This window comes from Herbidospora sp. NBRC 101105 (assembly GCF_030269205.1).
GTDB classification, from domain to species: Bacteria; Actinomycetota; Actinomycetes; order Streptosporangiales; family Streptosporangiaceae; genus Herbidospora; species Herbidospora solisilvae.
In genome coordinates, this window is the sequence record NZ_BSSX01000005.1 from 626,133 (window position 1) to 652,092 (window position 25,960).

General features: G+C 70.6%; 26 protein-coding genes. 11 read left to right on the forward strand and 15 right to left on the reverse strand.

The window, feature by feature from the left end; all coding sequences use genetic code 11:
- Positions 1-159 precede the first annotated feature (159 nt).
- Positions 160-573: a ribosomal maturation YjgA family protein gene (locus QSK34_RS37825; protein ID WP_353051417.1), complete on the forward strand. Its 414-nt coding sequence runs from the start codon at positions 160-162 to the stop codon at positions 571-573.
- On the opposite strand, the gene QSK34_RS23595 is transcribed toward QSK34_RS37825, so the two are convergent.
- A complete protein-coding gene (locus QSK34_RS23595) occupies positions 467-2,413 on the reverse strand; it encodes an MMPL family transporter (RefSeq protein WP_285586641.1) in 1,947 nt (648 codons plus the stop codon). The genes QSK34_RS37825 and QSK34_RS23595 overlap by 107 nt on opposite strands.
- A gap of 85 nt (positions 2,414-2,498) precedes the next feature.
- On the opposite strand from QSK34_RS23595, the gene QSK34_RS23600 reads away from it, so the two are divergent.
- On the forward strand, positions 2,499-2,927 hold the full coding sequence (locus QSK34_RS23600) for a MarR family winged helix-turn-helix transcriptional regulator (protein WP_161479399.1): 429 nt from the start codon (positions 2,499-2,501) through the stop codon (positions 2,925-2,927).
- A gap of 5 nt (positions 2,928-2,932) precedes the next feature.
- Here QSK34_RS23600 and QSK34_RS23605 read toward each other — a convergent pair whose 3' ends face one another.
- The gene (locus tag QSK34_RS23605; RefSeq protein ID WP_285586643.1) at positions 2,933-3,553 is read right to left on the reverse strand and encodes a class I SAM-dependent methyltransferase; all 621 of its coding nucleotides are present in this window, start codon (positions 3,551-3,553) and stop codon (positions 2,933-2,935) included.
- Between the two features lie 68 nt (positions 3,554-3,621).
- Here QSK34_RS23605 and QSK34_RS23610 point away from each other — a divergent pair, with 68 nt between their 5' ends.
- The 3 genes from QSK34_RS23610 to QSK34_RS23620 are packed head-to-tail and all read left to right on the forward strand — an operon-like array spanning position 3,622 to position 5,188.
- Positions 3,622-4,050 (forward strand): hypothetical protein, encoded by a 429-nt coding sequence (locus QSK34_RS23610; RefSeq protein WP_285586645.1) that lies wholly within the window; start codon positions 3,622-3,624, stop codon positions 4,048-4,050.
- Positions 4,044-4,256 carry a helix-turn-helix transcriptional regulator gene (locus tag QSK34_RS23615; protein WP_161479396.1) on the forward strand — a complete coding sequence of 71 codons (213 nt, stop codon included), beginning with the start codon at positions 4,044-4,046 and terminating at the stop codon, positions 4,254-4,256. Before QSK34_RS23610 ends, QSK34_RS23615 begins: the two co-directional genes overlap by 7 nt.
- A 5-nt stretch (positions 4,257-4,261) precedes the next feature.
- A complete protein-coding gene (locus QSK34_RS23620; protein ID WP_285586647.1) occupies positions 4,262-5,188 on the forward strand; it encodes an NAD(P)-dependent alcohol dehydrogenase in 927 nt (308 codons plus the stop codon).
- Here QSK34_RS23620 and QSK34_RS23625 read toward each other — a convergent pair.
- The 4 genes from QSK34_RS23625 to QSK34_RS23640 form a co-directional block, all read right to left on the reverse strand.
- Positions 5,178-5,501 (reverse strand): DivIVA domain-containing protein, encoded by a 324-nt coding sequence (locus QSK34_RS23625; RefSeq protein ID WP_285586649.1) that lies wholly within the window; start codon positions 5,499-5,501, stop codon positions 5,178-5,180. The genes QSK34_RS23620 and QSK34_RS23625 overlap by 11 nt on opposite strands.
- Positions 5,502-5,507: 6 nt before the next feature.
- A complete protein-coding gene (locus QSK34_RS23630; protein ID WP_285586651.1) occupies positions 5,508-6,587 on the reverse strand; it encodes a ZIP family metal transporter in 1,080 nt (359 codons plus the stop codon).
- Between the two features lie 169 nt (positions 6,588-6,756).
- Positions 6,757-8,253: an aldehyde dehydrogenase family protein gene (locus QSK34_RS23635; RefSeq protein WP_285586654.1), complete on the reverse strand. Its 1,497-nt coding sequence runs from the start codon at positions 8,251-8,253 to the stop codon at positions 6,757-6,759.
- 41 nt (positions 8,254-8,294) lie between these two features.
- Positions 8,295-8,795 (reverse strand): PadR family transcriptional regulator, encoded by a 501-nt coding sequence (locus QSK34_RS23640; protein ID WP_285586656.1) that lies wholly within the window; start codon positions 8,793-8,795, stop codon positions 8,295-8,297.
- A 27-nt stretch (positions 8,796-8,822) separates the two neighbouring features.
- On the opposite strand from QSK34_RS23640, the gene QSK34_RS23645 reads away from it, so the two are divergent.
- Complete coding sequence (locus tag QSK34_RS23645; protein ID WP_030455117.1) at positions 8,823-9,008, forward strand: hypothetical protein; 186 nt, start codon at positions 8,823-8,825, stop codon at positions 9,006-9,008.
- Positions 9,009-9,011: 3 nt separating this feature from the next.
- Here QSK34_RS23645 and QSK34_RS23650 read toward each other — a convergent pair whose 3' ends face one another.
- Positions 9,012-12,974, reverse strand: a complete 3,963-nt coding sequence (locus QSK34_RS23650; protein ID WP_285586658.1) for an nSTAND1 domain-containing NTPase — start codon at positions 12,972-12,974, stop codon at positions 9,012-9,014.
- Between the two features lie 137 nt (positions 12,975-13,111).
- On the opposite strand from QSK34_RS23650, the gene QSK34_RS23655 reads away from it, so the two are divergent.
- Positions 13,112-15,337, forward strand: coding sequence for an FUSC family protein (locus QSK34_RS23655; RefSeq protein WP_285586660.1), 2,226 nt, complete (start codon positions 13,112-13,114; stop codon positions 15,335-15,337).
- Here the strand turns inward: QSK34_RS23655 and QSK34_RS23660 are convergent.
- From QSK34_RS23660 to QSK34_RS23675, 4 genes are read right to left on the reverse strand one after another with little or no spacing between them, the layout of a single operon-like run.
- The gene (locus tag QSK34_RS23660) at positions 15,334-15,843 is read right to left on the reverse strand and encodes a CAP family protein (protein ID WP_161479388.1); all 510 of its coding nucleotides are present in this window, start codon (positions 15,841-15,843) and stop codon (positions 15,334-15,336) included. The genes QSK34_RS23655 and QSK34_RS23660 overlap by 4 nt on opposite strands.
- Positions 15,844-15,883: 40 nt before the next feature.
- On the reverse strand, positions 15,884-16,366 hold the full coding sequence (locus tag QSK34_RS23665; protein WP_285586662.1) for a CAP domain-containing protein: 483 nt from the start codon (positions 16,364-16,366) through the stop codon (positions 15,884-15,886).
- A gap of 36 nt (positions 16,367-16,402) precedes the next feature.
- A complete protein-coding gene (locus QSK34_RS23670) occupies positions 16,403-17,821 on the reverse strand; it encodes a multicopper oxidase family protein (RefSeq protein WP_285586663.1) in 1,419 nt (472 codons plus the stop codon).
- A complete protein-coding gene (locus QSK34_RS23675) occupies positions 17,818-18,168 on the reverse strand; it encodes a hypothetical protein (protein ID WP_285586664.1) in 351 nt (116 codons plus the stop codon). The genes QSK34_RS23670 and QSK34_RS23675 overlap by 4 nt, the downstream gene beginning before the upstream one ends.
- A 112-nt stretch (positions 18,169-18,280) precedes the next feature.
- Between QSK34_RS23675 and QSK34_RS23680 the strand changes: the two genes are divergently transcribed.
- Together QSK34_RS23680 and QSK34_RS23685 are read left to right on the forward strand one after the other, a co-directional pair.
- Complete coding sequence (locus QSK34_RS23680) at positions 18,281-19,387, forward strand: sensor histidine kinase (RefSeq protein ID WP_285586667.1); 1,107 nt, start codon at positions 18,281-18,283, stop codon at positions 19,385-19,387.
- Positions 19,384-20,040, forward strand: a complete 657-nt coding sequence (locus QSK34_RS23685) for a response regulator (RefSeq protein ID WP_285586669.1) — start codon at positions 19,384-19,386, stop codon at positions 20,038-20,040. The genes QSK34_RS23680 and QSK34_RS23685 overlap by 4 nt, the downstream gene beginning before the upstream one ends.
- Here the strand turns inward: QSK34_RS23685 and QSK34_RS23690 are convergent.
- From QSK34_RS23690 to QSK34_RS23700, 3 genes are read right to left on the reverse strand one after another with little or no spacing between them, the layout of a single operon-like run.
- A complete protein-coding gene (locus tag QSK34_RS23690) occupies positions 20,027-22,174 on the reverse strand; it encodes an MMPL family transporter (RefSeq protein ID WP_285586671.1) in 2,148 nt (715 codons plus the stop codon). The two genes, QSK34_RS23685 and QSK34_RS23690, sit on opposite strands and share 14 nt — an antisense overlap.
- A 12-nt stretch (positions 22,175-22,186) precedes the next feature.
- On the reverse strand, positions 22,187-22,732 hold the full coding sequence (locus QSK34_RS23695) for a TetR/AcrR family transcriptional regulator (protein WP_161479381.1): 546 nt from the start codon (positions 22,730-22,732) through the stop codon (positions 22,187-22,189).
- Between the two features lie 51 nt (positions 22,733-22,783).
- Positions 22,784-23,617 (reverse strand): alpha/beta fold hydrolase, encoded by an 834-nt coding sequence (locus QSK34_RS23700; RefSeq protein WP_285586674.1) that lies wholly within the window; start codon positions 23,615-23,617, stop codon positions 22,784-22,786.
- Between QSK34_RS23700 and QSK34_RS23705 the strand changes: the two genes are divergently transcribed.
- Entirely contained in the window at positions 23,616-24,086 is a 471-nt protein-coding gene (locus QSK34_RS23705) for a GNAT family N-acetyltransferase (protein WP_285586677.1), read from the forward strand. The two genes, QSK34_RS23700 and QSK34_RS23705, sit on opposite strands and share 2 nt — an antisense overlap.
- On the opposite strand, the gene QSK34_RS23710 is transcribed toward QSK34_RS23705, so the two are convergent.
- Positions 24,083-25,222 carry a glutathione-independent formaldehyde dehydrogenase gene (locus QSK34_RS23710; protein WP_285586680.1) on the reverse strand — a complete coding sequence of 380 codons (1,140 nt, stop codon included), beginning with the start codon at positions 25,220-25,222 and terminating at the stop codon, positions 24,083-24,085. The two genes, QSK34_RS23705 and QSK34_RS23710, sit on opposite strands and share 4 nt — an antisense overlap.
- A 136-nt stretch (positions 25,223-25,358) precedes the next feature.
- Between QSK34_RS23710 and QSK34_RS23715 the strand changes: the two genes are divergently transcribed.
- Complete coding sequence (locus QSK34_RS23715; RefSeq protein ID WP_161479377.1) at positions 25,359-25,772, forward strand: hypothetical protein; 414 nt, start codon at positions 25,359-25,361, stop codon at positions 25,770-25,772.
- Positions 25,773-25,960: the final 188 nt, after the last annotated feature.

The window sequence follows — 25,960 nt, forward strand, 5'->3', positions numbered from 1 at the left end:
ATTCCTCGTCTTTTTGCGGGTTCGGGATGCTTCTCCGGGCTGACATGCGGCCCACGGACTTATCGCTTCAATCGTGCTGTCGGATGACCTTCAGGTCGTAAAGGTTCAACTCTCTTGTCGATCAAAGCCAGGCGACTCGCGGCGGTGGCCGCGTCCCTCGTGATCGTCGCTACCGGTCTCACCGTTCGGGCGGTCTTCGAAGGAGCTTTCGCCAAATACTGCGGCACTTCGTTGTACTCATCCTTTATAACCACTTTTGCCCTTGCATGGTTCCCCCGGACACGACCTTTTCTCGCCGCCGCCGCCTCGGTGATCTTCTGCTGGGCCGTCGAGTTCACGCAGCTCACCCCCCTCCTCGCGGAACTCGCGGCCCGATTCCCCGTGTCCGCAGTGGTTTTCGGAACCACCTTCAATTTTCCCGATCTTCTTTGGTACGTCGTCGGCGCCCTCGCGGCGGCCGGATTTTTTACCTGGCTGGAGCAGAAGAATTCGAGGGCAAAGGATTGCGATCGTCGACGATCTTTGACCCGAGGCGCGAAGGCCACCAGATCCGGTCCCCGGCGTCGATCGTGAGCGCCGTCAGGAGCACCGATCTGACCACGAACGTGTCGAGCAGAACGCCGAAGGCGACGATGAATCCGATTTCGGCCAGCACCACCAGAGGCAGCACGCCGAGGACGGCGAAGGTCGCGGCGAGCACCACCCCGGCCGAGGTGATGACCCCGCCCGTGGCCGACAGCGCGATCAGCGCGGCCTTCCTGGTGCCGTGTTCGGCCGTCTCCTCGCGCACGCGGGTGATCAGGAAGATGTTGTAGTCGACCCCCACGGCCACGAGGAACACGAACGCCAGGAGGGGCACGCCTGTCTCCGTCGCGGCGAACCCGAAGACGTGCGTGAAGATCAGGCCCGACACCCCCAGCGTGGCCGCGAACGAGAGCACGACCGTGGCGATGACCAGCAGCGGCGCGACCACGGCCCGGAGCAGGATGCCGAGGATGACCACGATCACGGCCAGGATGAGCGGGATGATCAGGCGGGCGTCGTGCTCGGAGGCGAGTTCGGCGTCGAGGGCCTCGGCGACGGTGCCGCCCACCTGCGCGCCGGGGATCTCCCGGAGCCGTTCGACGGTCGCCGGGTCCTTGACCGAGCCGTTGATGAGGGCGTTCGGGCCGGCCACAACCGGCTCGCCGACCGATGAGACGCCGGGGTCGGCGTCCAGGGCGGTCCTGACCTGCGCCGCCTGGGCGGCGGGGGCGATGACGACCAGCGAGCCGTCCTGGGTGGCGGGGAAGTTCTTCGCGAGCAGTTCGGCGCCGATGACGGAGTCGGGGCGGCCCCGGTAGGTGTCGGCGTCGGCCAGGGGGCCGATGGTGATGACGCTCAGCGTGGCCGCCATGCCGGCCAGCACGACCGTGGTGACGATCCAGGTCCGGCGGGGACGGCGCTGGACCGCCGAGCCGATGCGGGTCCAGACTCCGGCCGAGGTCTCGGCGGTGCCGTACCGGGGGATCCGGGGCCAGAAGACCCCGCGCGGGACCAGCACCAGCAGGGCGGGCAGCAGCGTCAACATGGCGACCAGCGCGCAGACCACACCGGCCGCGCAGACCGGCCCGAGGCCGCGGGTGGCGCTCTGGTCGGCGGCGAGCAGGCAGAGCAGCGCCGCGACGACGGTGGCCGCGCTGGCCACGATGGCGGGCGCGGCCCGCTTCCACGCCACGGTCATGGCCGTGACCCGGTTCTCGTGCCGGGTGAGCTCCTCGCGGTAGCGGGCGACGAGCAGCAGGGCGTAGTCGGTGGCGATGCCGAAGACCAGCACGAGCAGGATGCCGCCGCTCTGCCCGCTGACGGTGAAGTCGGCGTAGCGCGCCAGCAGGTAGGCGCCCGCCTGCGCGCTGACCAGGGCGGCCCCGGCGGAGAAGAACGGGATGAGCCAGAGCAGCGGTCCCCGGTAGGTGAGCAGCAGCACGACGATGACCACGATCGAGGTCGCGATGAGCAGCGTCAGGTCGATGGAGCCGAACACCTCGATGGCGTCGGCGCTCTGCCCGGCCGGCCCGGTCACGTAGGCGTTCGGTCCGGCGGCTTCCCTGAGCCTGTCGACCTCGGCGGTCAGCGAGTCGAGGTCACCTCCCTCCAGCGGCACCACCGCCCGCACGACGTTCCCCGACGCCTCCGCCCGGGGGAAGCGGTCGCGCACCTCCTCGACCGTCGTGTCCTCCCATACGATGATCGCGGGGATCTGGCCACCTTGGGCGAAGGCGCGTCTGGCCTGCTCGACCTGGGTCGACTCGGCGCTGGCCGGCAGGTAGGCCGAGGGGTCGTTGTTCCTGACCTCCTCCAGCTTCCCGCTCAGCATTCCGGCTCCGGCCAGCAGTACCAGCCAGATGGCCAACGTCAGCCATGCCCGTTTCATGGTGTGCTCTCCTCTTCAAAGCTAAGGGACCTTAGCATCACCTTCGCGGGACCGACCGCTGCGGTTGCACCGGAGAATCGTTCCTATGGACGACCTGCCCACCTGGCCCACCGGACGCCTGCTGCTGGTCGCCGCCCGGCTGGTCGAACGCGAGTGGAACCACGTCCTGGCCGGCCACGGTCTGACCCACGCCGGGTTCCTGGTGCTGCACAGCCTCGCCGAGGGGCCGCTGGCCCAGCGGGAACTCGCCGCGCGCACCTACGTCGAGGAGCAGACCATCGGCCCGGTGCTCGAACGCCTCGAACGCGCCGGACACGTCACCAGGGAGCGCGACCCGGCCGACCGCCGCCGGATGGTGGTGACCAGAACCGCGTCGGGTTCGGAGGTGTACGACGCCCTCATCGCCGCCGACGCGGCCGAGTCGATCATCAAGGTCCGGGATCTCGGCGCCTTCCGCGACGACCTGATCAGGATCATCACCTCGATCCGCCCCATGGAGGGCGGATCGAGGTGAGTGGCTCACCCGCGTCTGCCGGTGCCGAAATAGAGCGAGATCGCGAACGGGCGGTCGGTGTCCTCGACGATCCGTTCGCCGCCCGGGTCGAGGCGGGCCTCGAAGAAGCGGTTCAGGCGGCGGGCCTCCGGCCACGGGTGCACGCTGACCAGCGTGGCCTCCGGCCCGAGCAGCCCGCAGAGCCGGTCTGACGCCTCCTCCAGCCGGCCTCCGAGGTAGTAGAGGGTCTCCGAGCAGACGACGAGGTCGTAGTGCCCGGTCAGGGAGAACAGGTCGCTCTGGACGAAGCGCACCGACGGCGCGTTGCGACGAGCCCGGGTCAGGGCGGTCTCGGAGATGTCGACGCCGGTGATCTCGGCGTCGGGGCGGGCGGCGGCCAGCATGCCGGTGAAGACGCCCTCGCTGCACCCGACGTCGACGATCGTGCGGTAGGTCCGGTCGGGCAGCGCCTTCAGGGTCTCCTCGTACTTGCGCTGCTCATAGGGGCTCGACGCGAGGAGCCAGGGGTCGGGGCTGCGGTGCCACCAGTCGAAGTAGCGCCGGAGGACGAGCGACTGCCCGTAGGGGGTGAGCAGGGAGATCGTCCGGAAGAGGGTGCGGTGGAGCAGGTCGGGGAGCTGGGCCAATGCGCTTCCTCTCGAAGGGGATGTAAAGAAAACTAGACACGATGTACAAGTTGCTTTACCTTCGAACCATGACAATGCTGGAGAAACGGGCCTGGACTTACATGGTCGTCTCCCTGGTGACCTATGGCGGCTACCTCGTCGTGATCGTCGGCCGCCTGGTCGGCGGATCGGTGACCGAGATCGATTACGTACCCGTCCTGCTGTGGACGCTCGGCCTCTCGATCGCCGGATCGATCGTGGTCGGCATCGTGACCGGGATGATCGGCGACCGCAGCACCAGGACCGACGTGCGCGACCGTGAGATCGACCAGACCGGCGACCGGATCGGACAGGCGTTCACCGTCATCGGCGCGCTCGGCGCGTTCGTGCTCGCGCTCTTCGAAGCGCCCTACTTCTGGATCGCGAACTCGATCTACCTCGGGTTCGCCCTCACGATGATCGTCGGATCGCTGGCCAAGGTCATCGCCTATCGGCGAGGCGGGTTCCAGCAGTGGTGAAACCGACGAAGGTCACCAACTCGATCCGCGCCCTGCGGTTCGCGAACGGAGAGATGACCCAGGCCGAGCTCGCCGACCGGCTCGGCGTCACCCGGCAGACCGTCATCGCCATCGAGCAGGGTCGCTACTCCCCGTCGCTCGAGGTGGCCTTCCAGATCGCCCGTGTTTTCAACGTCTCCTTGGAAGAGGTGTTCCAGTACCCGTGAAAGCCATGGTGCACAGAAGCTACGGCCACCTTGAACTGGCCGAGTTACCCGTCCCCGCCGTCAAGGACGACGAGGTGCTCATCCGGGTCAAGGCCGCCGGGGTCGACCCCGGCGCCCACTACCGGATGGCCGGCGTCCCCTATCTGGTCAGGTTCATGGGCTTCGGGGTCCTCCGGCCCAACCAGCCCGTCGCCGGGGGCGACGTCGCCGGGATCGTCGAGAAGATCGGCGCGAAGGTCACCCGCCTGAAGGTCGGCGACGAGGTCTTCGGCGCCGCCGAGGGCAGCTACGCCGAGTTCGTCGTCGCCAAGGAGGGCCTGCTGGCCCGCAAGCCGGCCAACGTGAGCTGGGAACAGGCCGCGGCCGTGCCCACTTCGGCGGCCACCGCGCTGCGGGCCGTCAAGGCCGTGGGCCCCGGCAAGAAGGCCCTGGTCGTCGGCGCCGCCGGCGGCGTGGGAACGTTCCTGGTCCAGCTCCACGAGGGCGAGGTCACCGCCGTGTGCAGCGGCGGCAAGGCCGATCTGGTACGCCGTCTCGGCGCCGCCCACGTCGTCGACTACACCGAAGACGACCTCGGCACCGGCCTCTATGACGTGGTCTACGACGTCTACGGCGGCCGGGACATCAACGTGCTGCGCCGCCGGCTCACGCCGGACGGGAGGCTGGTCCTTCTCGGCGGGAAGCCGAAGGGGAAGCTGATCGGCATCGGCCGCACCCTGCGCGCGGTGCTGCTCAACCCGTTCGTCCGGCACGAGATCACGATGCTGTTCGTCTTCCCGACCACGGCGGAGTTCGAGGAGCTGGCCGAACGTCTCGCGAACGGCACGCTGGTCCCCGCGCTCGACCGGACCTTCCCGCTGAGCGAGACGAAGGAGGCCATCGCTCACGTGATGGCCGGCCGAGCGAGGGGGAAGAGCGTCATCACGCTGTAAAAGTCGCCACCTCCCTGATCAGCTCGTGCACGCGGGAGGCCTGATGTTCCAGGCCGTTCCCGACCTCTCCCAGCAGTTCCGCCGCGGCCCGCAGCAGCTCCTCGGCCCGCCGCTCCCGGCTCTCCGCCGCCGCCATCACCTTGGTGGGATCGACCGTCACCATCGCGGACAGCCGCTCGTTCTCCTGGTGCAGCCAGCGCAGGCTGTTCTCCACCTCGTTGAGGAACACGTCGACCTCGGCCAGGTCGTATCCCTCGCGTAGTCGTCCGGTCGTGAACACCTTGGTCCGTACGTCCTCCGGCGTCAGCACCATGTCGGGTTATCCCTTTCTCGCTACCGCGTCTACCAGATAGTCACGTTGGGGCAGGGTCAGGTCGCCCACGGTGGACGACTCGGGGATGCCGTGGGCGGTCAGATCGCGCCCGGTCAACCGGCCCCGCAGCAACCACCAGACCGAGGTGTGCCTGGTCAGCCGGTCGGTGCGGGCGAGGATCTCGGCCAGGCTGAGCCGTCCGGTGGTCAGCGCCCAGCGCAGCTGGGAGCGGTCTTTGGGGGTGAACGCCGGGGTGGGCTCGGGGAGCGGCAGCGGGATCGCCACCGGCCGCCGGATCAGGGCGGCCACCGGCGTGGTGGTCCCTCCCGCGGAGACGGGCATCCACTGGGCGACGGCCAGGGTGGCGGCCAGGGCCGCGGCGACACCCCCGGCGGCCACCGCCGCCCGCCGGGGCATGCGCCCGGTCTCGCCGCCCGCCAGGCGGAAGCCGACGATGGCGGTGCGCAGCAGCACCCCGGCGATCGTGCCGAGCAGGATCGGCGTGGCCTGCGGCGGGATCGGGCTCATCTCGGCGACGAGGATGCCGGCGACCGGGCTCAGGCAGGCCAGCAGCATCCAGAAGGCGATCTTCCGGCCGGCCAGGTCGAGCATCGCGGTCAGCGCCAGGCCCTCACTGAGCGAGTGGATGAGCAACGCCAGCAGCACCACCAGCGAGGCGCCCGACAACGTGAGGCTGGCGCCCTCGATCGCCCGGTGGATGGCCAGCGCGATGGCCGTGCCGGTGCCGCCGAACAGGGCCGCCGTGGCGACGGCCTTCACTCTGCGGTGCACCCCGGCGGCGTGCCGGGCGGCCTCCTTCGTGTGTTCGTGGGCGCAACCCTCACGAGTGAAATAGGTGATCACCGAGAAACCGATGACGATCGACACGCCGAGCGTCCACAGGGGCACGTTCTGCTCGATCGCGTCGTCGACCGCGTCGGGCAGGATCTCGCCCAGCGCCGTGACGAGCATCAGCGCCGACGCGATCGCCAGGCCCACGCTCACCTTGGTGGAACTCCGCCGAGCCAACCATGACCCGGCGAGTGTGGCCACCGCGATCAACACCGCCTCGAGCCATACGGACATGACCATTCAACACCTCTCCGCAGCACAAATGACCTGCGATGATTACGGAGAGTAGATAGCCACGTGACGCTCGGTTTACACATGTGATCACATATTCAAACGATCGGCCGCAGTGCGCGGGGCACTGCGGCCGATCGTCACCCGTGGCGGAGCCGTGACGAAGAAGCAGTCACGGGTGGAGCTGGGTGCAGACCGCCTTGACCTCGGTGTAGGCCTCCAGGACCTCGTGGCCCATCTCGCGTCCCCAGCCGCTCTGCTTGTAGCCGCCGAACGGCAGCGCGGCGTCGAAGACGTTGTAGCAGTTGATCCAGACCGTGCCGGCGCGCAGGCGCTTGGCCAGCGCGTGGGCCTTGTTCACGTCGCGGGTCCAGATGCCGGCGCCGAGACCGTAGGCGGTGTCGTTGGCCTGGGCGGCGATTTCGTCGAGCGAGGAGAACGGCGAGGCGACCACGACCGGGCCGAAGATCTCCTCACGCACGATCGCCATGTCGGGCGTGGTGTCGGTGATCACCGTCGGCTGCACGAAGTAGCCCCTGTCGCCGTGGCGCTCGCCGCCGGCGACGGTCCGGGCGCCGTCGGCGCGGCCCGACTCCAGGTAGCCGGTGACCCGGCGGAACTGCTCGTCGGAGACGAGCGGGCCCATCTGGGTGTCGGGGTCGAGGCCCGAGCCGAGCTTGATGCCGCGGGCGATGTCGGCGACCCCGCCGACCACCTCGTCGAAGCGGCTCTCGTGGACGAACAGCCGCGACCCGGCGACGCAGCACTGACCGTGGTTGAAGAAGATCGCGTTGGCCGCGCCGGGGATGGCCAGGGCCGGGTCGACGTCGTCGAAGACGACGTTGGGGCTCTTGCCGCCGAGTTCGAGGCTGACCTTCTTCAGGTTGCCCGCGGCGGCCTGCACGATCAGCTTGCCGACCTCGGTCGAGCCGGTGAAGGCGACCTTGTCGACCCCGTCGTGGGCGGCCAGGGCGGCCCCGGCGGTCTCGCCGTAGCCGGGCAGGACGTTGACCACGCCGTCGGGCAGGCCCGCCTCGGCCATGATCTCGGCCAGCCGGAGAGCGGACAGCGGCGTCTGCTCGGCGGGCTTGAGGATGACCGTGTTGCCGGTGGTGAGCGCGGGCCCGAGCTTCCAGGCCGCCATGAGCAGCGGGAAGTTCCACGGGATGATCTGCGCCACCACGCCGATCGGCTCTCTGAGGGTGTACGCGTGGAACTCCGACCCGGGCAGGTAGGGCACGGAGAGACTGATCGTGTTGCCCTCGATCTTGGTGGCCCACCCGGCCATGTAGCGGAACAGCTCGGCCGCGAGCGGGATGTCGGCGGCGCGGGCGACCGCGTAGGGCTTGCCGTTGTCGAGCGACTCGAGCTGGGCGAGCTCGTCGCCGTACTGCTCGATCAGGTCGCCGATGCGCCAGATGATCCGGCCTCGCTCGGAGGCGGTCATCCGGGACCAGGGGCCCTCCTCGAAGGCAGCGCGGGCGGCGCGCACGGCCCGGTCGACGTCTTCCCTGTCGGCTTCGGCGATGGTGGCGAGCGTGTCGCCGGTGGCGGGGTTGGGTGTCGCGAAGGTGCGTCCGGAGGCGGCGTCGACCCACTGGCCGCCGATGAACAACTGGCGTGGAGTCGAGATGAAGTCCTGAACGCTCTTTTCCAGGGTGACCGTCATCAGCGTCGGTTCCCTTCCTACTAGACGTAGTCACCATCTGACTACTCGCTAGTGGACTCCGCAAGTTTCAGGGCTGCCACGGCCGTCTCATATCGCCACGCCGCGACGGCCTGTTCCAGGCCCTGGGCGGATTCCCGCAGGCCGAGAAGGTGTGCCACGATGGGCCGCAATGTTTCGGCCTGGGCGTCGAGCAGGTTCCGGGGGTCGGTTCCGGCCCACTGGAGCAAAGCGAGTTTCACCAGGAATTCGGTTCGGATCTCCCCGATCCGGCTCACCGGCGTGACCAGCCAGTCGGCGGCGCGGGCCGCCCCGGCGGGGGTCACCCGGAACGGGCGGCGGGCCGGGCCCCGGCCGGGTTCGACGCCGGTCTGCTCGGCGAGGCCGCGGGCCACCAGCCCGTCGAGGGCGCGGTAGACGAGGGGCCGCGGGATGGGCAGCACCCGGCCGATGGGCCCCTCGGGCGCGGTGAGGCGGGCGAGGGCGAAACCGTGGGCGGGTTCGTGCGCGAGGAGGCAGAGGACCACCCACTCGGAGTTGTTCACAGGGGACAGCGTAGTCTCAATGTGACTATGAAGCCCCAGCCCAACGCGATCTGCATCGGTGGCCCGTGTCACGGGCTGCTGCTGACGATCACGCAGGAGATCGGGATCCTCGACGTCGAGGAGTCGCGCTACCGCGTGACGACCCGGCGCCTCCATCATCCCTCGTGCCGTGAACCGTTCGTCGTCCTGGCCTGGGCCGAAGAGACGGCCTGAGCCTCACCGGCACGCGGGCCGGTAGTCCAGCGCCGGGACGTGCCGGGCCCACTCCTCCCGCGTGAGGTCGCGGCCGATCTCCCGGCACACCGTCGTGACCAGCGCCTCGGGGCGCAGCGACCATCGCACGATCCGCCCGTCCTCTCCCCCGGAGACGAGCTCCCCGGCGGCGGTGAAGGCCAGGCCGCGGATGGGCGCGGTGTGCCCGGTCAGGCGGGTGGTGACCGTGCCCGACGCCAGGTCCCACACGATCACCGTGTGGTCGTCGCCCGCCGAGGCGAGCGTCCTCCCGTCGCGGCCGAAGGCCAGCACCTGGACGGGCGCGGTGTGGCCGGTCAGCGCGGCGCCCTTCTCCCGGCCGGTCGTGCTGTCCCACAGGCGGATCGTGTGGTCGGCGCCGGCCGTGGCGATGGTGGTCCCGTCGGGGCTGAAGGCCACGTCGAGGATCGAGCCCTGACGGGTGCGCAGGCTGCGGACCTCCCTGCCTGCGGTGAGGTCCCACACGAGCAGGTCACCGGCCGGGCCCGTGCTGGCCAGCAGGGGAGCCGTCGGGCTGAAGGCCAGGGCCGAGGCGAGCTGGCCCGGGAGCGGCGCCTCCTCCAGACCGTCCGTCTTCCAGCGGAAGCGGCCCAGGGCGGTGGCGGCGACGTATCGGCCGCCGGGCTGGAAGGCGACGTCGGTGGACGCGCCGAGGCCCGGATAGGTCGTGGTGGCGATCTTCTTCCGGCTCCTCAGGTCCCAGACGGTCAGGGTGTGGCTGCGGGTGACCGAGGCCAGCGACCGGCCGTCGGGGCTGAAGGCGACGGCCCTCACGTGGTCGGGGTGGTCGGCCAGGGTGGCGACCGGGGCGCCGTCGGCGTCCCACAACCGGACGGTGGTGTCGCTGCTCGCGGAGGCGATCAGGCGGCCGTCCGGGGCGGCCTCGATGTCGTTGACCGCCGCGCTGTGGCCGGTGAACGGGGGGACCGGATGCCGTCTGACCACGATCGTGCGGCCCAGGCCCGCCGAGGCCAGCATGGTGCCGTCGGCGCTCATGGCCATGGAGAGGGCCTCGGTGCGGCTGCGGTCCTGGTAGGCGGTGACGGCCTCGTGGCGCGTGAGGTCCCAGACGGTGATCAGGCCGTCTTCGTCGGCGACGGCGATCCGGCCCTTGGCCGGGGCCGACATGTCCCAGGTGTAGGGCGACCGTTTCGGCAGGCTCGCCAGGGGAGTGATCTCGGTGGGGGTGACCCGCCAGAGGCGTACCCCCTCGTGCGACGAGCCGGTCGCGAGCACGCCGGTCTCGGCGTCGAAGCCGAGGCGGTGGACGTTCTCGACGTCGAGCCTGCCGACCCGCTCCCCCGACGCGACGTCCCAGACGATCGGCCGGTCGGCGCCGCTGACCAGCACCTTCCCGTCGGGGCTGAAGGCCAGGGCGGCGATCTCGGTGTGGTGGCCTTTGAGGAGACGCGGCGTGTCCCCGGCCAGCTCCACGTCGGCGCCGTCGGCGAAGGCGAGCCGGTCGCCGTCGAAGGCGAGCGCGTCGGTCAGATGGGCGCGTTCGAGGCGGCGGACCTCCCTGCCGGTGGTCAGGTCGCGCACCACGACCACTCCCGGCGAGGCCGCGAGGGCGGGGGAGCGCACGATGGAGGCGAGGAACCGCCCGTCGGGGCTGAACGCGACCGCCCGGCCGTGGCCGCCGCCGGGCTCGGCGAACCGGGCGATCCTCTTCGTGGTGCGCGGGTCCCAGAGGGTGACCGAGCCGTCCTCCCCCGCCGCCGCCAGCCGGGAGCCGTCGGGGCTGAAGGCCACCCCGAAGATCGCCGGACCTTCGGCGTTGAGCTCGATCCGCCGCTGCGCCGCCGCGGCCACGCTCTCCAGGCCTCCCCTGGTCTCGGCGTCGGGATGCAGCCGGTACGCCGCCACCGCCAGCAGCCCCGCGAGGTCGGGATCGGTGCCCAGCAGCGACCTGGCCAGTAGCGAGACCTGGCGCGCGGTCGCCGTTAGCTGCTGCAACCCGGCCTCGGCGGCCTCTTCGAGCGCCACCACGCCACCGGTCACCGCGAGCAGGAACAGCACCGCCAGCGCGGCGAGCAGGCGGTGCAGCCTCCTGGTGCCGCGTCGCTCCTGGTCGTGGCTGGCGGCCAGGAACGCCGTCTCGACGTCGTTGAGCTCCTGCGGGTGATCACCCGCCCAGGAGCGGGCGGCGAGCAGGCGTACGCCTCGGTAGAGCGTCCCCGGGTCGCGGCCGAGGTCGGCCCAGGTCTGGGCGGCGTCGGTGAGGCGGCGGTGCACGAACAGGCTCTCGCGGTCGTCGGTGAGCCAGCCGTGTAATCGGGGCCAGGCGCGGATCAGCGCCTCGTGGGCGACGTCCACGGTCCCTTTGGCCAGCACGACCAGGCGGGCGGCGGCCAGCCGGTCGAGCACCCGGGCGACCACCTCGGGCCCGGCCACCCCGGTCAGCTCCGCGCGGTCGATCGGCCGCCGGGTGTCCTCGGTGCCGTCGCCGAGGGCGGTCAGCCGCAGGAAGATCCGCCGGGCGGCGTCCTGCTCGGCGGGGGAGAGCTCGCCGAAGACACGTTCGGCGCTCTGCGCGATGGCCCCGCGCACCCCGCCCGCCGCCTGGTAACCGGCCAGCGTGAGGCGGGCGCCCTCGCGGTTGCGCCAGGTCTCCATCAGGGCGTGCGAGACGAGCGGCAGGCTGCCGGGCTCCCCGGCCGCGTCGGCGACCAGGGTGGCCGGGAGGTCGGGGTCGACCGCCAGCCCGGCGAGCTCGGCCGGGCCGGTGACGATCTCGCGCAGCCCGGCGGGCGGCAGGGGGCCGACGAGGAGCTGGGCCGTGCCGATCGTGTCGGCCAGGCCGGGGAACCGGGTCAGGTGGGCGAGGAAGTCGGCCCGCACGCCGAGCACCAGGCGGACGTCGAGGTCGAGCAGGGCCGCCACGAACCCGCGGCGCTCCTCCTCGTCGGCGCACAGGGTGAAGACCTCCTCGAACTGGTCGACCACGACCAGCGGCTCGTCGGTGATCTTCTCCAGGCTCTCCATCGGGAAGGCCCCCGGCGTCAAGATCAGCGCCTCCCCCGGCCAGCTCCCGAGCAGCCCGGCCCGCAGCAGCGACGACTTGCCGCTCCCCGACGCGCCGTAGACGCCCACGACCGGCCGGGTCTCCACGAGCTCGCGCAACCGGGCGACCAGATCCGACCGCCCGAAGAACCACTCCTGGTCTTCGGGCTGGAAGGCCGTCAGTCCCCGGTACGGGCACACGTCCGACACCACGCGGCGCACCCCGGCCTGCGGCAGCAGGTCGTCGTCGCCCCGGAGCACGGCCTCGTGCAGCCGCTGCAAGGCCGGCCCCGGCTCGACGCCGAGCTGGCCGTCGAGCTGCTCGCGGGTCTCCCGGAACACCTCCAGGGCCTCGGCCTGCCGTCCCGACCGGTAAAGGGCCAGCATGAGCTGCCCGCGCAGGCTCTCCCGGAAGGGGTGCTCCCTGGCCAGCACGGCCAGCTCGGCGGCGACCTCGGCGTGGCGGCCCAGCCCGAGCTCGGCCTCGGCCAGTCGCTCGGCCGCCGCCAGCCGGGCCTCCTCCAGCCGACCGGCCTCCTCGGCGACCGGCGGCGCGTCGAGGAACTCGCCGAACGCGGGCCCCCGCCACAGGTCGAGCGCCGCCCTCAGCAGGTCGCGGGCCCGTTCCAGCTCACCGGCCCGCAGCGCCTCCGCGCCCTGCCCGGCCAGCTCCTCGAACCGGGTCGCGTCGAGGCCGGCCGGGAGGATCGTGTAGCCGCCGGGCCGCGCGGCCACGAGGTCGGCGCCGAACGCGCGGCGCAGCCGATGGACGTAGAGCTGGACGTTGCGCCGGGCCGAGACCGGCGGACGATCGCCCCAGACGGCCGCGATGAGCCAGTCGACCGTGACGGGCCGCCCCGCCTTCGACAGCAGCGCGGCGAGCAGCAGCAGATATTTCGGTGCACCGGTGACGGGCGTCGTCACACCATCACGAGTCACCGAAAGCGGCCCAAGCACCCTGAATTCCACGCGACATGCATCCTTGTCGGGCCGATGATGATCTGTCAATCGCTACGTAAAGATCCCCGGCGAACCACCTCTGACGTCGCAGAATGCGCCATATGACCAGCATCCTGCGGTGGATCAGAGAGCGGGACCCGGAGCTGAACACGGTCCGCAAGGGCGCCCGCGCGGCGGTGATCATGCCGTCCGCGTTCGCGTTCTCCGACCTCGTCGTCGGCAACCCGGTGATGTCGATGTACGCCTCGTTTGGGTCGTTCGCCCTGCTGCTGATGGTCGACTTCAGCGGCTCCACCCGCGACCGGCTGACCGCGCAGTTCTGGTTGGTCCTGGCCGGCACCGTGCTGATCTCCGTCGGCACCCTGGCCTCCCACGCGGTGGTGACGGCCGTGCTGACGACGGTGGCGGTGACGTTCCTGATCCTGTTCTCCGGGGTGGTCAGCTCGGTGCTGGCCGGGGCGTCCACGGCGCTGCTGGTCTCCTATGTGCTGCCGGTGACGATCCCGGCCCCGTTGTCGGCTCTGGACGACCGCCTCTACGGCTGGTGGCTGGTGGGGGCGGCGTCGATGGCGGCGATCGTGCTGCTGTGGCCCGCGCCCACCCGCGACCCGCTGCGGCCGAAGATCGCCCGCGCGCTCACGCTGCTGGCCGAGCGGATCAAGCTGGAGGTCGCCTGCGTCTCCGGCGGGCTCCCGCTGAGCCGGAACCCGCCGCTGCGGGCCCTGGCCGAAGAGGCGAACGAGGCGGTGCAGGACATGAAGTCCACCTTCTGGGACACGCCCTACCGCCCGGCCGGGCTGACCACGACCGGCCGGGCCGAGGTGCGGCTGGCCGGTCAGGTGGTCTGGCTGCACTCCGTGCTGGAACGCGAGCCGTTCGACAGCGGGCCGGGCCCGATCGACCCGGCGGTCTGCGCGGTCGAGACGGCCGCCGCCGAGGTCCTGGTGAGGGCCGCCGACCTGCTGGACTCCGCCGGCCGCGGCGACCGCCTCGACAGTGAGACCCGGCGCCTGATGGAGGCCCGGCGGGCGATGGAACGCGAGGTCACCGGCGCCCGGGTCACCGGCGACGCGACCGCGTTCGTGGCCTCACTCGAACCCTCGTTCCGGGCCCAGGAGATCAGCTTCGCGATCTCCGCCATCGCGCAGAACGTCGAGATCGCGGTGGCCGCCGAGGCCCGGTCGTGGCGCGACCGGTTCCTCGGCCGGCAACCCGCCGGATACTCCACCCGGTTGTCGTCGGCCCGCGCCCGCGTCTCCGCACACGCCGAACGCCACTCGGTGTGGTTGCGCAACAGCATCAGGGGCGCCGTCGCGCTCAGCATCTCAGTGCTGGTCGCGAGCGTGATCGGGGTGGAGCACTCGTTCTGGGTGGTGCTCGGCACGCTGGTCGTGCTGCGCTCGAACGCGGTGACGACCGGCCAGAGCGCCCTGCGCGCGCTCGCCGGGACGGCCGTCGGGTTCGCCATCGGCGCCTTCGTCCTGTGGGCCGTGCACGGCCACACGATCTTCCTGTGGATCCTGCTGCCGGTCACGATCCTGGTCGCCGGGCTCGCGCCGACCGTGATCTCCTTCATGGCCGGTCAGGCGGGGTTCACCGTGCTCCTGCTGATCCTTTTCGAGATCGCCGCGCCCACCGGCTGGCGGACAGGCCTGATCCGCCTGGAGGACATCGCCGTCGGCTGCTCCGTCAGCCTGCTCGCCGGAGCCCTGTTCTGGCCGCGCGGCGCACGGGCGGCCCTCGGCCAGTCGCTCGACGAGGCCTTCACCGACAACGCACGTTACTTCCGCGGCGCGGTCGAGTTCGGCGTCACCCGCTGCGACGTCGGGTCGTCGGCCGCCTATCCGAGCGACACACGAGGGCAGGCGCTGGCCGCGATGCAGCGGCTCGACGACGCCTTCCGGGGCTACCTGGCCGAACGCGGCACCAAGCACATGCCGCTGTCGGACGCGTCGTCGCTGGTCGCGAGCGTGACCGTGCTCCAGTACAGCGCGGAGGCCATCGTCGACCTGTGGAGCAGGGACGACGGCCACGTCGACCGCGACCGCAGCGCGGCCCAGATGGAGATCGTCACGGCGGCCGACCCCGTGGTGACCTGGTTCGAACGGGCCGGCAAGGCCCTCGGCCGCGAGGCGCCGGTCCCCGAGCGGCTGCCCTACGACCAGGCCGCCGAGGCCCGCCTGATCGCCGCGGTGAGCCGTGACCTCAGCGACGACGACGGCCGCGCGACGGCGACCGGGGTGCGGATCGTGTGGACCGCCCACCACGTCGACGCCGCCCGCCGGCTGGCGGACGGGGTCGCCGAGGTGGTCGAGCAGATCCGTTAGACCGGACGGCCGACGTTCTGCGCGAACTGACCCTGCCAGTTGCCCGGCGGGGTGTAGCGGGCGACGACGTACTTCGAGGCCCTGGAGAAGATCGTGTTGGCCGGGCACGACCCGACCGCGACGGCCAGGCCCGTCGACGACTTCCAGACCACCTGCGTGAAGTGGCCGGTCGCGCCCGAGAAGCCGGGCTTGGAGTAGTCGTAGTACCTGGCCTCGTCCATCCAGGCCTTCACCGCGTCCCGCACGATCGTCGCGTCGTCGGCGACCCTGGTGGTGGCGTAGAGGTTCTCGCCGTACTGGCCGGCCGGGTTGGAGTGCTGGAACCGGCAGGCGTTCGCCCAGGTCTGGGTGGCGGGCAGCAGGCTCGCGTTCCAGACCAGGGGGCGGGCGCCGTACTGCGCGCGGGCCGTGTTGTGGCTGCTCAGGGCGGCGTCGATGACGGTCTCGGCGCTGGCCGGGGCGGGGACGGCGGCCAGCGCCGCCGCGACCACGAGGTATTTGATCATGGCATCAAGTCGTAGCCGCGGCGGACCGGGTGATCAATCATCAGGAGGCCGCTTTGACCGCACCCTGGTAGCGGGCCACCACGAACTTGGTCGGCGCGGCGAAGATCGTGCCCGCCGGGCAGTCGACGATGGCGATCCCGACCCGCGCGGTCTTCGCGCCGACGGCCTGCGTGTAGTGGCTGATGTCCTGGGCGTAGCGGTGGTTCCGCACGTCGAACTTGGCGGCCTCGTTCGCCCACGACACGACGGCGTCCCGCAGGACGGTCGCGTCGTCGGCCTGGCTGGTGGTGACGTAGAGGTTCTCGCCGTAGCGGCCGTCGTGGTCGGACGGCACGAACGAGCAGGTGCGGGCGTGCCACTTGGCCTCCTCACGGAGGGTGGCGTCCCATTCGACCGGGCCGATGCCGTAGAAGGCGCGGGCCTGGTTGTGGAAACCGAGCGCCTGGCCGGGGATGGGGTCGGCCGAGGCGGGCATGGCCGGGGCGAGCGCGGCGAGGGCCGCGACGACGAGATATTTGATCACGGTTCAGCGTGGTCGTTGTGACTCTCGGTGATCAACCTAGACAACGTCAAAGTCCGCCATCATGGCCATGTCCTCGTGTTCGAGATTGTGGCAATGCAGCATGTATCGCCCTCGGTACCCGTCGAACCGCACGGCCACCTCGACGGTCTCGTAGGGCCGCACGTCGACCGTGTCCTTCCAGCCCTGCTCCTCGCGGCCGAGCACCTTGAACCGGCCCAGGTGCACGTGGACGGGATGGTGGAAGTCGCTCGCGAACCGCCAGATCTCGGTCGTGCCCAGGCGGGGCGCGGCGACGGACCGTCCGGGGAGGTAGGGGCTGCCGTTGATCGTCCAGGCGCCGTCGTCGACGCGGAAGTCGAAGGTGCGCCGGGCGACGGGGTCGTCCACAGGCTGTGGATTCGTGAGCCTGGCCGGCACCCGGCTGTCGTCCCGCGCCTTACGGGTCACCGTGAAGCGCATGACGTCGCCGCCGAGCAGGTCGGTCAGCGTGACGTGGGAGCCGACCGGATAACGGGCGAAGTCGACGATCACGTCATAGCGCTCACCCGGGGCGATGGTGATCGTGTCCCGGGTCAGCGGCCGTTCCAGGAGCCCCTGGTCGCTGCCGATCTGGGTGAACGAGCCGCCGGGCCGCAGGGCCAGCCGGTAGCGGCGGGCGTTCGAGGCGTTCAGCAGCCGGAGGCGATAGCGGACCGCCTCCACTTCCCGGTACGGCCACGGCACCCCGTTGACCAGCACGACATCCCCTTCGACGCCCTCCATGAAGTCCGGCCGCACCCCGTGGCGGAGCAGGAGTGTGGGGTCGAGCGCCGGATAGCGGAACGACCCGTCGGCCTCAAAAGACCGGTCGCAGATCATCAGCGGCAACTCCCGGTCCCCCGCCGGCAGCCCGAGCTTCTCCTCCTCGTCGTCCCTGATCAGGAAGAACCCGGCCAGCCCCTTGTAGACCTGCGGCCCGGTGAAGTCCATCCGGTGATCGTGGTACCAGAGCGTGGCGGCCGGCTGGTCGAGCGGGTAGACGTAGTCCTTGGTCCGGTCGTGCAGGGTCGATCCGGCGTGGTGCGGCCGGGTGGTGCCGACGACCAGGTCCATGGGGTGGCCGTCGGAGTCGGCCGGGGTGACGCCGCCGTGCAGGTGCGTGGAGGTGGGCACGGTCAGGTCGTTGCGGATCGTCACCACGGCCTGCTCGCCGCGCCTGAGGTCGAAGGTCGGGCCGGGCCAGGTGCCGTCGTAGCCCCAGATCTCCGTGGTGGTCCCCGGGATGATCTCCATCCGGGCGGGGCGCTGGGTGACGGCGTACCGGCCGGGGCTCGTGGGCCGCGCCGTCTTCGGCAGCACCAGGGGGCGAGCGAACTTCGGGGGCAGCGGGATCGCGCTGGTCAGCCGCTCGCCGGAGACCTCCGCGCCGCAGCCGGCCGCCAGCAGCAGGCCGAGGAAGCCGCGCCGGGAGATCATCGTGTCACCCGCCAGAGCAGCAGCGTCATGACCGCCGACGCTCCGAAGATCGACATCCCGAGCGGGAAGTGCACGGCCAGGTCTCGCGACATGCCCACCCAGATCTGCGCCGATTCGGCCACGACCAGCCCTCCCGTCGCCCACAACGGCCACACCACACGAGCGCGCCGCCAGAGGAGGAAGGCCACGACCAGTTGCACCAGCAGCAGCGAATAGGTGATCCCGGCGTTGCTCTCATGCCAGCTCAGCAGGTCGGCGTCGCCGGTCACGAACAGCCCGGCGAGCAGCGCCTGGCCGAGCACCCCGGCCAGGTGCAGCACGGAGGTCAACCGGATGGTCCATCTCATGGACGCCATAATGGACCAGCCAAAAATCGGCAATCATCACACCCCGGTAGTGATCGCGATGTACATCCGGGGATGTACGCCCTCCTCCCGGTTCTGACCTACCGTGGCAGGCGTGCCGCCCTGGAAGAACGACACCGTGCTCGCCCTGGTCACGCTCACTCTGGGCGTCGGCGGGACCTACGGCCGGCTGTCCAGCTCCGGGCTGGTCGAACGGCCGATCGACACGTTCGGCCTGGCCTTGATCGTGGTCTCGTCGGCGGCGCTGGTCTGGCGGCGGCATGCTCCCCTGGCGGCCGGGTGGGTGGCCGTGGCGTGCGCGGTCCTCTACTACGGCCTCCAGTACCCGGGGGTGTTCGCCGCCGCGCCCGCCCTGATCGCCGTCTACACCGCCGCGAGCGTGGGCCGCCGCAGACTGGCCGTCGTGCTGGTCGTGGCCCTGGCCGCCGGGATCGGCGTGATCGTCGCGCTGTCGGCCAAGGACCCCGAGCCGGGCGGGCTGAGCCTGCTGAGCGGCTGGCTGGTGGCGGTGTTCGTGCTCGGCGAGGTCACCCGCGGCCGCCGCGCCTACCTCGAAGAGGTGGAACACCGGGCGGCCGAGGCCGAACGCACCAAAGAGGAGGCGGCGTTGCGCCGGGCCGGTGAAGAACGCCTGTGGATCGCCCAGGAGTTGCACGACGCGCTCACCCACACCATCTCGGTGATCAACGTGCAGACCTCGGTGGCGCTGGAGATGCTCGACCGCGATCCCGCGCAGACACGCTCGTCCCTGCTGGCGATCAAGGAGTCGGGCCAGGACGCGATGCGGGAACTCCGCTCGACCCTGGGAGTGCTGCGGCAACCCGGGAGCCCGTCGTCGGGGCTGGCCCACCTGCCGCGGCTGATCGAGCGGGCCGAGGCGGCCGGCCTGTCGGTGCGGTCGACGGTGACGGGGGAGCCGGTGGAACTGCGGCCGGAGGCCGACCGGGCGGCGTACCGGATAGCGCAGGAGGCCTTCACCAACGTGCTGCGGCACGCGGGCCCGGCCACGATCACGCTGACGGTTTCACATGAAACCAGCCGGGTGGTGCTGACGATCGCCGACGACGGCACCCCGGGCGACGCCGAACCGGGCATGGGCCTGATCGGCATGCGCGAACGCGCGGTGGCCGTCGGCGGCTCGCTGGAGGCCGGGCCCCAGGCGTGCGGGGGCTTTCTCGTACGGGCGGAGCTCCCCCGATGATCCGGGTCCTGCTGGCCGACGACCAGCCGCTGATCAGGGCCGGTTTCCGCGCCCTGCTGGAGCTGGCCGACGACATCACGGTCGTGGGGGAGGCGGGCAACGGCGGTGAGGCCGTGCAGCTCTGCCGCTCCCTCAAGCCCGACGTGGCGCTGCTCGACGTGCGCATGCCCCTGATGGACGGCATCCAGGCGACCCGCAGGATCGGCGCCGACCCCGAGCTGGCCGATCTGAAGGTCGTGATCCTGACCAACTACGCCCTCGACGAGTACGTCTTCGCCGCGCTCCGGGCCGGGGCCAGCGGCTTCCTGCTGAAGGACATCGAGCCCGCCGAACTGCTCCAGTCGGTCAGGGTGGCCGCCAGGGGAGACGCCCTGCTCTCCCCCGCCGTGACCAGACGCCTCATCGAGGAGTACGTCGCCACCCCGCCCCGCCCGACCCCCGCCCCCGGCCTGGCCAGGCTGACCGACCGGGAGCGGGAGGTGTTGCGGCTGGTGGCGACCGGCAGGTCCAACGAGGAGATCGCCGGCGACCTCGTCATCTCCCACGCCACCGTGAAGACCCATGTGAGCCGGATCATGGCCAAGCTGCTGGCCAGGGATCGCGCCCAGCTGGTCGTGCAGGCCTACGAGAGCGGCCTGGTCACACCCGGGTGACCTCGCGCTCGGCCGGCTCGGCCAGGTGGTGGCGCAGCTTCTCGCCCTCGACGTCGAGGTCGGGCAGGATCTTGTCGAGCCAGCGGGGGAGCCACCAGGCGGCCCGGCCGAGCATCGACATGACCGCCGGCACCAGCGTCATCCGCACCACGAACGCGTCGATCAGCACGCCGATCGCCAGGGCGAAGCCCATCGACTTGATGATCGGGTCGTCCATGAACACGAACCCGCCGAACACCGAGGTCATGATCAGCGCGGCGGCGGTGACGACCCGGGCGTTGTGGCCCATGCCGTTGATGGTCGCCTGGCGCGGGGTGTCGCCGTGCACGAAGTCCTCCCGCATGCGGGAGACGAGGAAGACCTCGTAGTCCATGGCCAGGCCGAACAGGATGCCGATCAGCAGGATCGGCAGGAAGCTGACCAGCGGGCCGGGCTGCTCGACGCCGAACAGGCCGGCCAGGTGGCCCTGCTGGAAGATGGCCACGGTGATGCCGAACGTCGACCCGACCGTCAGCAGGAAGCCGAGCGCCGCCTTGACCGGCACCAGGATCGAGCGGAAGACCAGCATCAGCAGCAGCACCGACAGGCCCACGACGAGCAGCAGGTAGATCGGCATGGCCTCGCCGAGCTTGTCGGAGACGTCGATGCCGAGGGCGGTCGCGCCGGTCACCGCGATCTCCGCGCCGGAGATGGTGGCGAGCTTGGCCCGGATGTCGTGCACGGCCTGCTCGGTCTCGGCCGAGGTCGGCCCGTTCTTGGGGATGATGGCGACCAGGGCGGTGGTGCCGTCGGCGTTCGGCTGCGGCGGGGTGGCCGCCAGCACGCCGGGCACCTGCATGATCATCTGAGCGGCCTGGCCGGCCAGGGCGGTGGTGGTCGCGGCGTCCTTGGTGGTCACCACGGCGATCAGCCGCGAGTTGAACCCCTCGCCGAACCCTTCGCTGGTCAGGTCGTACGCCTCCCGCGCCGGGCTACCTGGGGCGGCGGAACCGGTGTCGGGCAGGGCCAGCCGCAGATCCTGGGCGGGCAGTGCGAGCGCGCCGAGCCCGGCGATGCCGACCAGCAGGATCGGGATGCCGAACTTGGTGACCAGACGGCCCCAGGTGTAGCCGAAGCCCTCCTTGGCGACGGCCTCGCCGGCCCGCTGCCGGCGCGGCAGCACCTTCTCCCCGGCGAACGCGAGGATCGCGGGCAGCAGGGTGATCGCGACGAGCACGGCCACGGCGACGGTCCCGGCGGCGGCCAGACCCATCACGGTCAGGAACGGGATGCCGGCCACGAACAGGCCCGCCAGCGCGATGACGACGGTGGCCCCGGCGAACACGACGGCCGAACCGGCGGTGCCGGTGGCCCGGCCGGCGGCCTCCTCGCGGTCGAGCCCCTCGGTGAGGAACTGGCGGTAGCGGGAGGTGATGAAGAGCGAGTAGTCGATGCCGACGGCCAGACCGAGCATCAGGGCCAGGACGGGGGTGACCGAGGTCAGCTCGACGACGCCGCTGAGGGCGTACAGACCGCCCATGCCGACGCCCACCCCGACGAGCGCGTTGAGCAGCGTCATCCCGGCCGCGACCAGCGAACCCAGCGTGATGATGAGCACGACGGCGGCGATCAGCACGCCGATCGCCTCCGACCCGCCGACCTCGGGGGCGGCGCGCAGCACGTCACCGCCGTGCTCGACCCGCATGCCCGTGGTCGTGGAGCCGACCTTGAGGTAGGCGTCGCGCGTCTCGTCGGCGAGGTCTTCGGCCGTGCCGGAGAACTGCACGGTGATCAGCGCGTAGCGGCCGTCGGGGGAGACCGACCGGGCCTGGAACGGGTCCACTGCGGCGACCACGCCGGGCACCGACGCGGCCTCCTTGACCACGGGCGCCACCGCGGCCGGGTCGAGCTTGGCGCCCTCGGGCGCCGCCAGCACGATCGTGCCGGTGGCCCCGCTGGCCTGCGGGAAGTCGCGGGCCAGGGCGTCGAGGGCACGCTGGGACTCGGTGCCCGGCATGCTGAACTTGTCACTGGACGGCCCGAGGAACAGGGCCGCGCCGGCCCCCATCAGCGCGAGCAGCAGCACCCAGACGGCCACCACCCGCCCCCGGTTGCGGAAGGAGAACCGGCCGAGCCGGTAGAGCAAGGTCGCCATGAAAGCTCTCTTCTAAGAGGACAGGCCGAGTGTGCGGAACGCTCCACTGGTGAGCTCCGCGCGCATGGTCTCGTCGGGGATCGCGACCCCCCGGGCCGTCGTCAGGAAGATCCCCAGCAGCGCCATCCAGCCCGCCACCCTGGGCTCCTGCTCGGGCACCCGCCCGACCATCGCGTCGACCAGCGCCTCGGTCACATCGTCGACGCAGGGGAGTTCGGGATGGTCGAGCAGGGCGTCGACGTCGAGCAGCAGGATCTTGACCTGGCGGCGGAAGCGCAGCGACATGTCCACCACACCGGCGACGGCGGCCCGAGCGGCCTCCTCGCCCTGGAGTGGGGCCAGCCGCTGGAGCAGCGTCTCGAACTCGTGCCCGATGGGGGCGAAGAGCTCGCTGAGGATCGTGTCCTTGTTCGTGAAGTGATAGAGCAAGGACGCCTTCGAGCAGCCCACATCCGACGCGATGTCCTGCAGCGACGTGCCCCGGAAGCCGTGCGCGGCGAACAGGCGCAGGGCGGACTCCAGGATGTCGGCACGCATCGAGGTCGCGGATCGGGTCATGGCACCACGATAACTGACCGATCGGACAGTTCTGTCCGATCGGTCAGTTGTTCACACGAAGCGCTGCACGAAGTTCAACGCGGTGTCACAAACCTCACGCCAGCCCATGTCGATGGTGAGGGAGTGCCCACGGTTCGGGATCTCGACGATCTCGGTGACGTGGTGCTCGTTCCTCTCTTGGATCTTGTACGACGCGTTGGCGATCGCCCACGGAACCGCGTGGTCCCGCTCCCCCGAGATGATCAGCAGCGGCCCCCGGTCCTCGGCCAGGCTGTCCACCTTGACCTCGCTCCACGGATTGACATTGGCCGCCGCCGCCTGGAAGAGCGGAGCCCCCGGGGCCGCGACGGCGAACTCCTCGAACAGCTCCCTGGCCTCCTCCTCGCTGACGGCGTTGGTGAAGGCGTACCGGAACTGCTCGAAGGTCAGCGGCACGGCCCGGTGCCGGTTGGCCGGATTCCCCAGCACCGGCGCGGCGGCCCGCAGCGCCGAGAGCGGCAGCGGCAGCACCCCCTGGAAGGGCGCCGGCGTGATCGCCACCGAAGCGCGGGCGAGCCCGTGCCCGGCCAGGATCTGGGTGAGCAGCCCGCCGAAGGAGTGCCCGATGACCACGGGCCTGCGGGAAAGGCGACCGATCAGCTCGGAGAGGTGGTCGGCCACCTGCGCGACGGTCTTGTCGGCGAAGACCTCGGGGTGTTCGCGGGCCTCCTCGACGGTGTCCGGATCGTCCGGCCACCCCGCGGTGACCGGCGCGAACCCGGCCTTGTCGAACACCCCCGCCCACCGGTCCCAGCTGCTTGGCAACAGCCACAGGCCGTGCACGAACACCGCGGGAATCCGGCCGGTGGCGTTGGCCCGCTCGACGAGTTCGAGATCATGGCTCATGGCTGGTGCTCCTCGTATACGTCTGACCCCGCTGACCCCGGCCGACCTCGACGCCCACCTGGCCGGTCAGGACGAGCAGCTGACCCGCTGGTACACCGGCGGCCCCTCGACCCGGGAGGCCACCGCCGCCTACCTCCACCACTGCGTGACGCAGTGGGAACGGCGCGGCCCGTTGCGCGCCTTCGGCATCCGCGTGGACGACACCCCCGCCGGCACCCTCGACCTGCGCTTCGCCGGAGACGAGGTCGACATCGCCTACGGCCTCTATCCGTCGTGGCGCGGCCGAGGCCTGGCCACGCGGGCGGTCCTCCTGGCCTGCCGGTACGCCGCCTCCGAAGGCGCCCGGCTGGCCGTGATCAAGGTGGACCCCGCGAACCCGGTCTCGGCCGCGGTCGCCCGGAGAGCCGGCTTCACCTTCGCGGGAAGGGACACGACGTTCGATCGCCACACCCTTCCCCTGACGCCCTAGCGGCCGGGATGCAGGACGACCTTGGTCCAGCCCTCGTCACGGGCGTCGAAGTGGCGGTAGCCCTCGGGCGCCTCACTGAGCGGCAGCTCGTGCGAGACGATGAACGACGGCCGCGCCCTGCCGGTGTGGATCAGGTTGCGCAACTGCCGGTTGTACGCCTTCACGTTCGCCTGCCCGGTCCCCATCTTCTGGCCCTTGAACCAGAAGTGCCCCATGTCGAAGGGGATCTTCCCGGCCCGCGCCGCCTCGTCGGCGTTGCCCGGGTCCTCCGGCAGGAACAACCCGACGACGCCGATGCCGCCGGTGGGCCGCACCGACCTGACGACGCTGTTCAGCGCCGCGTCGGAATGCTCGTCGCCCTGCGGGTCGTGCGCCTGGTAACCCACGCATTCACAACCCCGGTCGGCCCCCTCACCCGCGGTGAGGTCGAGCACCTGCTCCACCGCCGACCCCTGGGAGTCGTCGATCGGAATGCAGCCGATCTTCTCGGCCACCTTCAGCCGGTCGGCCTGCCGGTCGACGATCATGACCTTGCTCGCGCCCTTGAGCAGCGCCGAGTAGGCCGCCATCTGCCCGATGGGCCCCGCGCCGTACACGACCACGGACTCGCCCGGACGCAACCCCGCCAGCTCGGTGGCGTGCCACCCGGTGGGGAAGATGTCCGACAACATCACGTAGTCGTTCTCCTTCTCCCGCGCGTCGTCGGGCAACCGCAGGCAGTTGAAGTCGCCGTACGGCACCCGCAGCAACTCGGCCTGCCCGCCCTGGAAGGGCCCCATCCCGGCGTAACCGTAGGCGGCCCCCGCCACGCCAGGGTTGACGGTGAGGCAGAAGCCGGTGAACCCGGCCTCGCAGTTCTTGCAGTGCCCACAGGCGATGTTGAACGGCAGGCACACCATGTCGCCCACCGTGATCCGGTCGACCGCCGACCCGACCTCGATGACCTCCCCGAGGTTCTCGTGGCCCAGCACGCGGCCGGTCTCCATGTTGGTACGGCCTTCGTACATGTGCAGGTCAGAGCCGCAGATGTTGGCGGCGGTGACCCGCACCAGGACATCGGTCGGGCGTTCTATGCGAGCGTCTGGAACCTCCTGGACGACGACCTCCCGGGGCCCCTCGTACACCAGTGCCTGCATGATCACACCTCCGAATTTGTCGATGATCAGCCCAAGCGGACCTTTTGCTCCATTGCGCCATGTTGCCCAGAACAGATGGACAAGCACCCCTCCTGACAGCAAAAGTCTTTTTAGAAAGAATCGGGAGGAGTTCCACATGGCAAAAGTGACCTGGCGCACGGGAGCCGTCATCGTCGCCGCCTTCACGGCAATCCCTGTAATCACCGTCTCCAGCCCCGCCGCCGCGGACACCAACTGCGGCAGCTGGCCCGGAAACGGCATCGCCCACCACGACATCGCCAGCCGCACCGCCACCGTCAGCGGCCGAACCGTCAAGGTTGCCCTGGTCAACCACCGCATCAGCGACCACTCGTTCGCCGCGATCCGCTCCGGCTACCGCTCGGGCGACCAGACCTGGATCGACCGCTCGAAGGACAAGGTGAACTGGACCCAGTGCGGCCCGTTCAGTTCGCAATTCTCCAACGACCAGTTGCACAAGGGATACTGGATGCGCGCCTGCGCACGTTTCAACGGCTACAGTTTCTGCACCGACTGGAAACAGGACAGCTGAAATAGAAATGGCCCGGACCTTGAAAGGTCCGGGCCATTTCTCGAATATCAACGCTTAGCGCTGGTGCCAGCCGCCCCAGCCGAAGCTGCCGTTGTGGCCGTAGCCGCCGCGGACGCGGAAGTCGTCGACGTGCTTGCCGAAGACGATGTGCTTGGACAGGAAGGTCTTGGTGCTGTACCGCTTGTAGA

Bases quoted from the DNA above. Each gene is read 5' to 3' on its own strand.
- QSK34_RS23710 (WP_285586680.1), bottom strand. From the start codon at position 25,222: ATGCAGGCACTGGTGTACGAGGGGCCCCGGGAGGTCGTCGTCCAGGAG.
- QSK34_RS23715 (WP_161479377.1), top strand. From the start codon at position 25,359: ATGGCAAAAGTGACCTGGCGCACGGGAGCCGTCATCGTCGCCGCCTTC.
- QSK34_RS23645 (WP_030455117.1), top strand. From the start codon at position 8,823: ATGAAGCCCCAGCCCAACGCGATCTGCATCGGTGGCCCGTGTCACGGG.
- QSK34_RS23610 (WP_285586645.1), top strand. From the start codon at position 3,622: ATGACAATGCTGGAGAAACGGGCCTGGACTTACATGGTCGTCTCCCTG.
- QSK34_RS23670 (WP_285586663.1), bottom strand. From the start codon at position 17,821: ATGATCTCCCGGCGCGGCTTCCTCGGCCTGCTGCTGGCGGCCGGCTGC.
- QSK34_RS23685 (WP_285586669.1), top strand. From the start codon at position 19,384: ATGATCCGGGTCCTGCTGGCCGACGACCAGCCGCTGATCAGGGCCGGT.
- QSK34_RS23690 (WP_285586671.1), bottom strand. From the start codon at position 22,174: ATGGCGACCTTGCTCTACCGGCTCGGCCGGTTCTCCTTCCGCAACCGG.
- QSK34_RS23700 (WP_285586674.1), bottom strand. From the start codon at position 23,617: ATGAGCCATGATCTCGAACTCGTCGAGCGGGCCAACGCCACCGGCCGG.
- QSK34_RS23695 (WP_161479381.1), bottom strand. From the start codon at position 22,732: ATGACCCGATCCGCGACCTCGATGCGTGCCGACATCCTGGAGTCCGCC.
- QSK34_RS23675 (WP_285586664.1), bottom strand. From the start codon at position 18,168: ATGAGATGGACCATCCGGTTGACCTCCGTGCTGCACCTGGCCGGGGTG.
- QSK34_RS23630 (WP_285586651.1), bottom strand. From the start codon at position 6,587: ATGTCCGTATGGCTCGAGGCGGTGTTGATCGCGGTGGCCACACTCGCC.
- QSK34_RS23600 (WP_161479399.1), top strand. From the start codon at position 2,499: ATGGACGACCTGCCCACCTGGCCCACCGGACGCCTGCTGCTGGTCGCC.
- QSK34_RS23705 (WP_285586677.1), top strand. From the start codon at position 23,616: ATGGCTGGTGCTCCTCGTATACGTCTGACCCCGCTGACCCCGGCCGAC.
- QSK34_RS23635 (WP_285586654.1), bottom strand. From the start codon at position 8,253: ATGACGGTCACCCTGGAAAAGAGCGTTCAGGACTTCATCTCGACTCCA.
- QSK34_RS23660 (WP_161479388.1), bottom strand. From the start codon at position 15,843: ATGATCAAATACCTCGTGGTCGCGGCGGCGCTGGCCGCCGTCCCCGCC.
- QSK34_RS23620 (WP_285586647.1), top strand. From the start codon at position 4,262: ATGGTGCACAGAAGCTACGGCCACCTTGAACTGGCCGAGTTACCCGTC.
- QSK34_RS23625 (WP_285586649.1), bottom strand. From the start codon at position 5,501: ATGGTGCTGACGCCGGAGGACGTACGGACCAAGGTGTTCACGACCGGA.
- QSK34_RS23655 (WP_285586660.1), top strand. From the start codon at position 13,112: ATGACCAGCATCCTGCGGTGGATCAGAGAGCGGGACCCGGAGCTGAAC.
- QSK34_RS23595 (WP_285586641.1), bottom strand. From the start codon at position 2,413: ATGAAACGGGCATGGCTGACGTTGGCCATCTGGCTGGTACTGCTGGCC.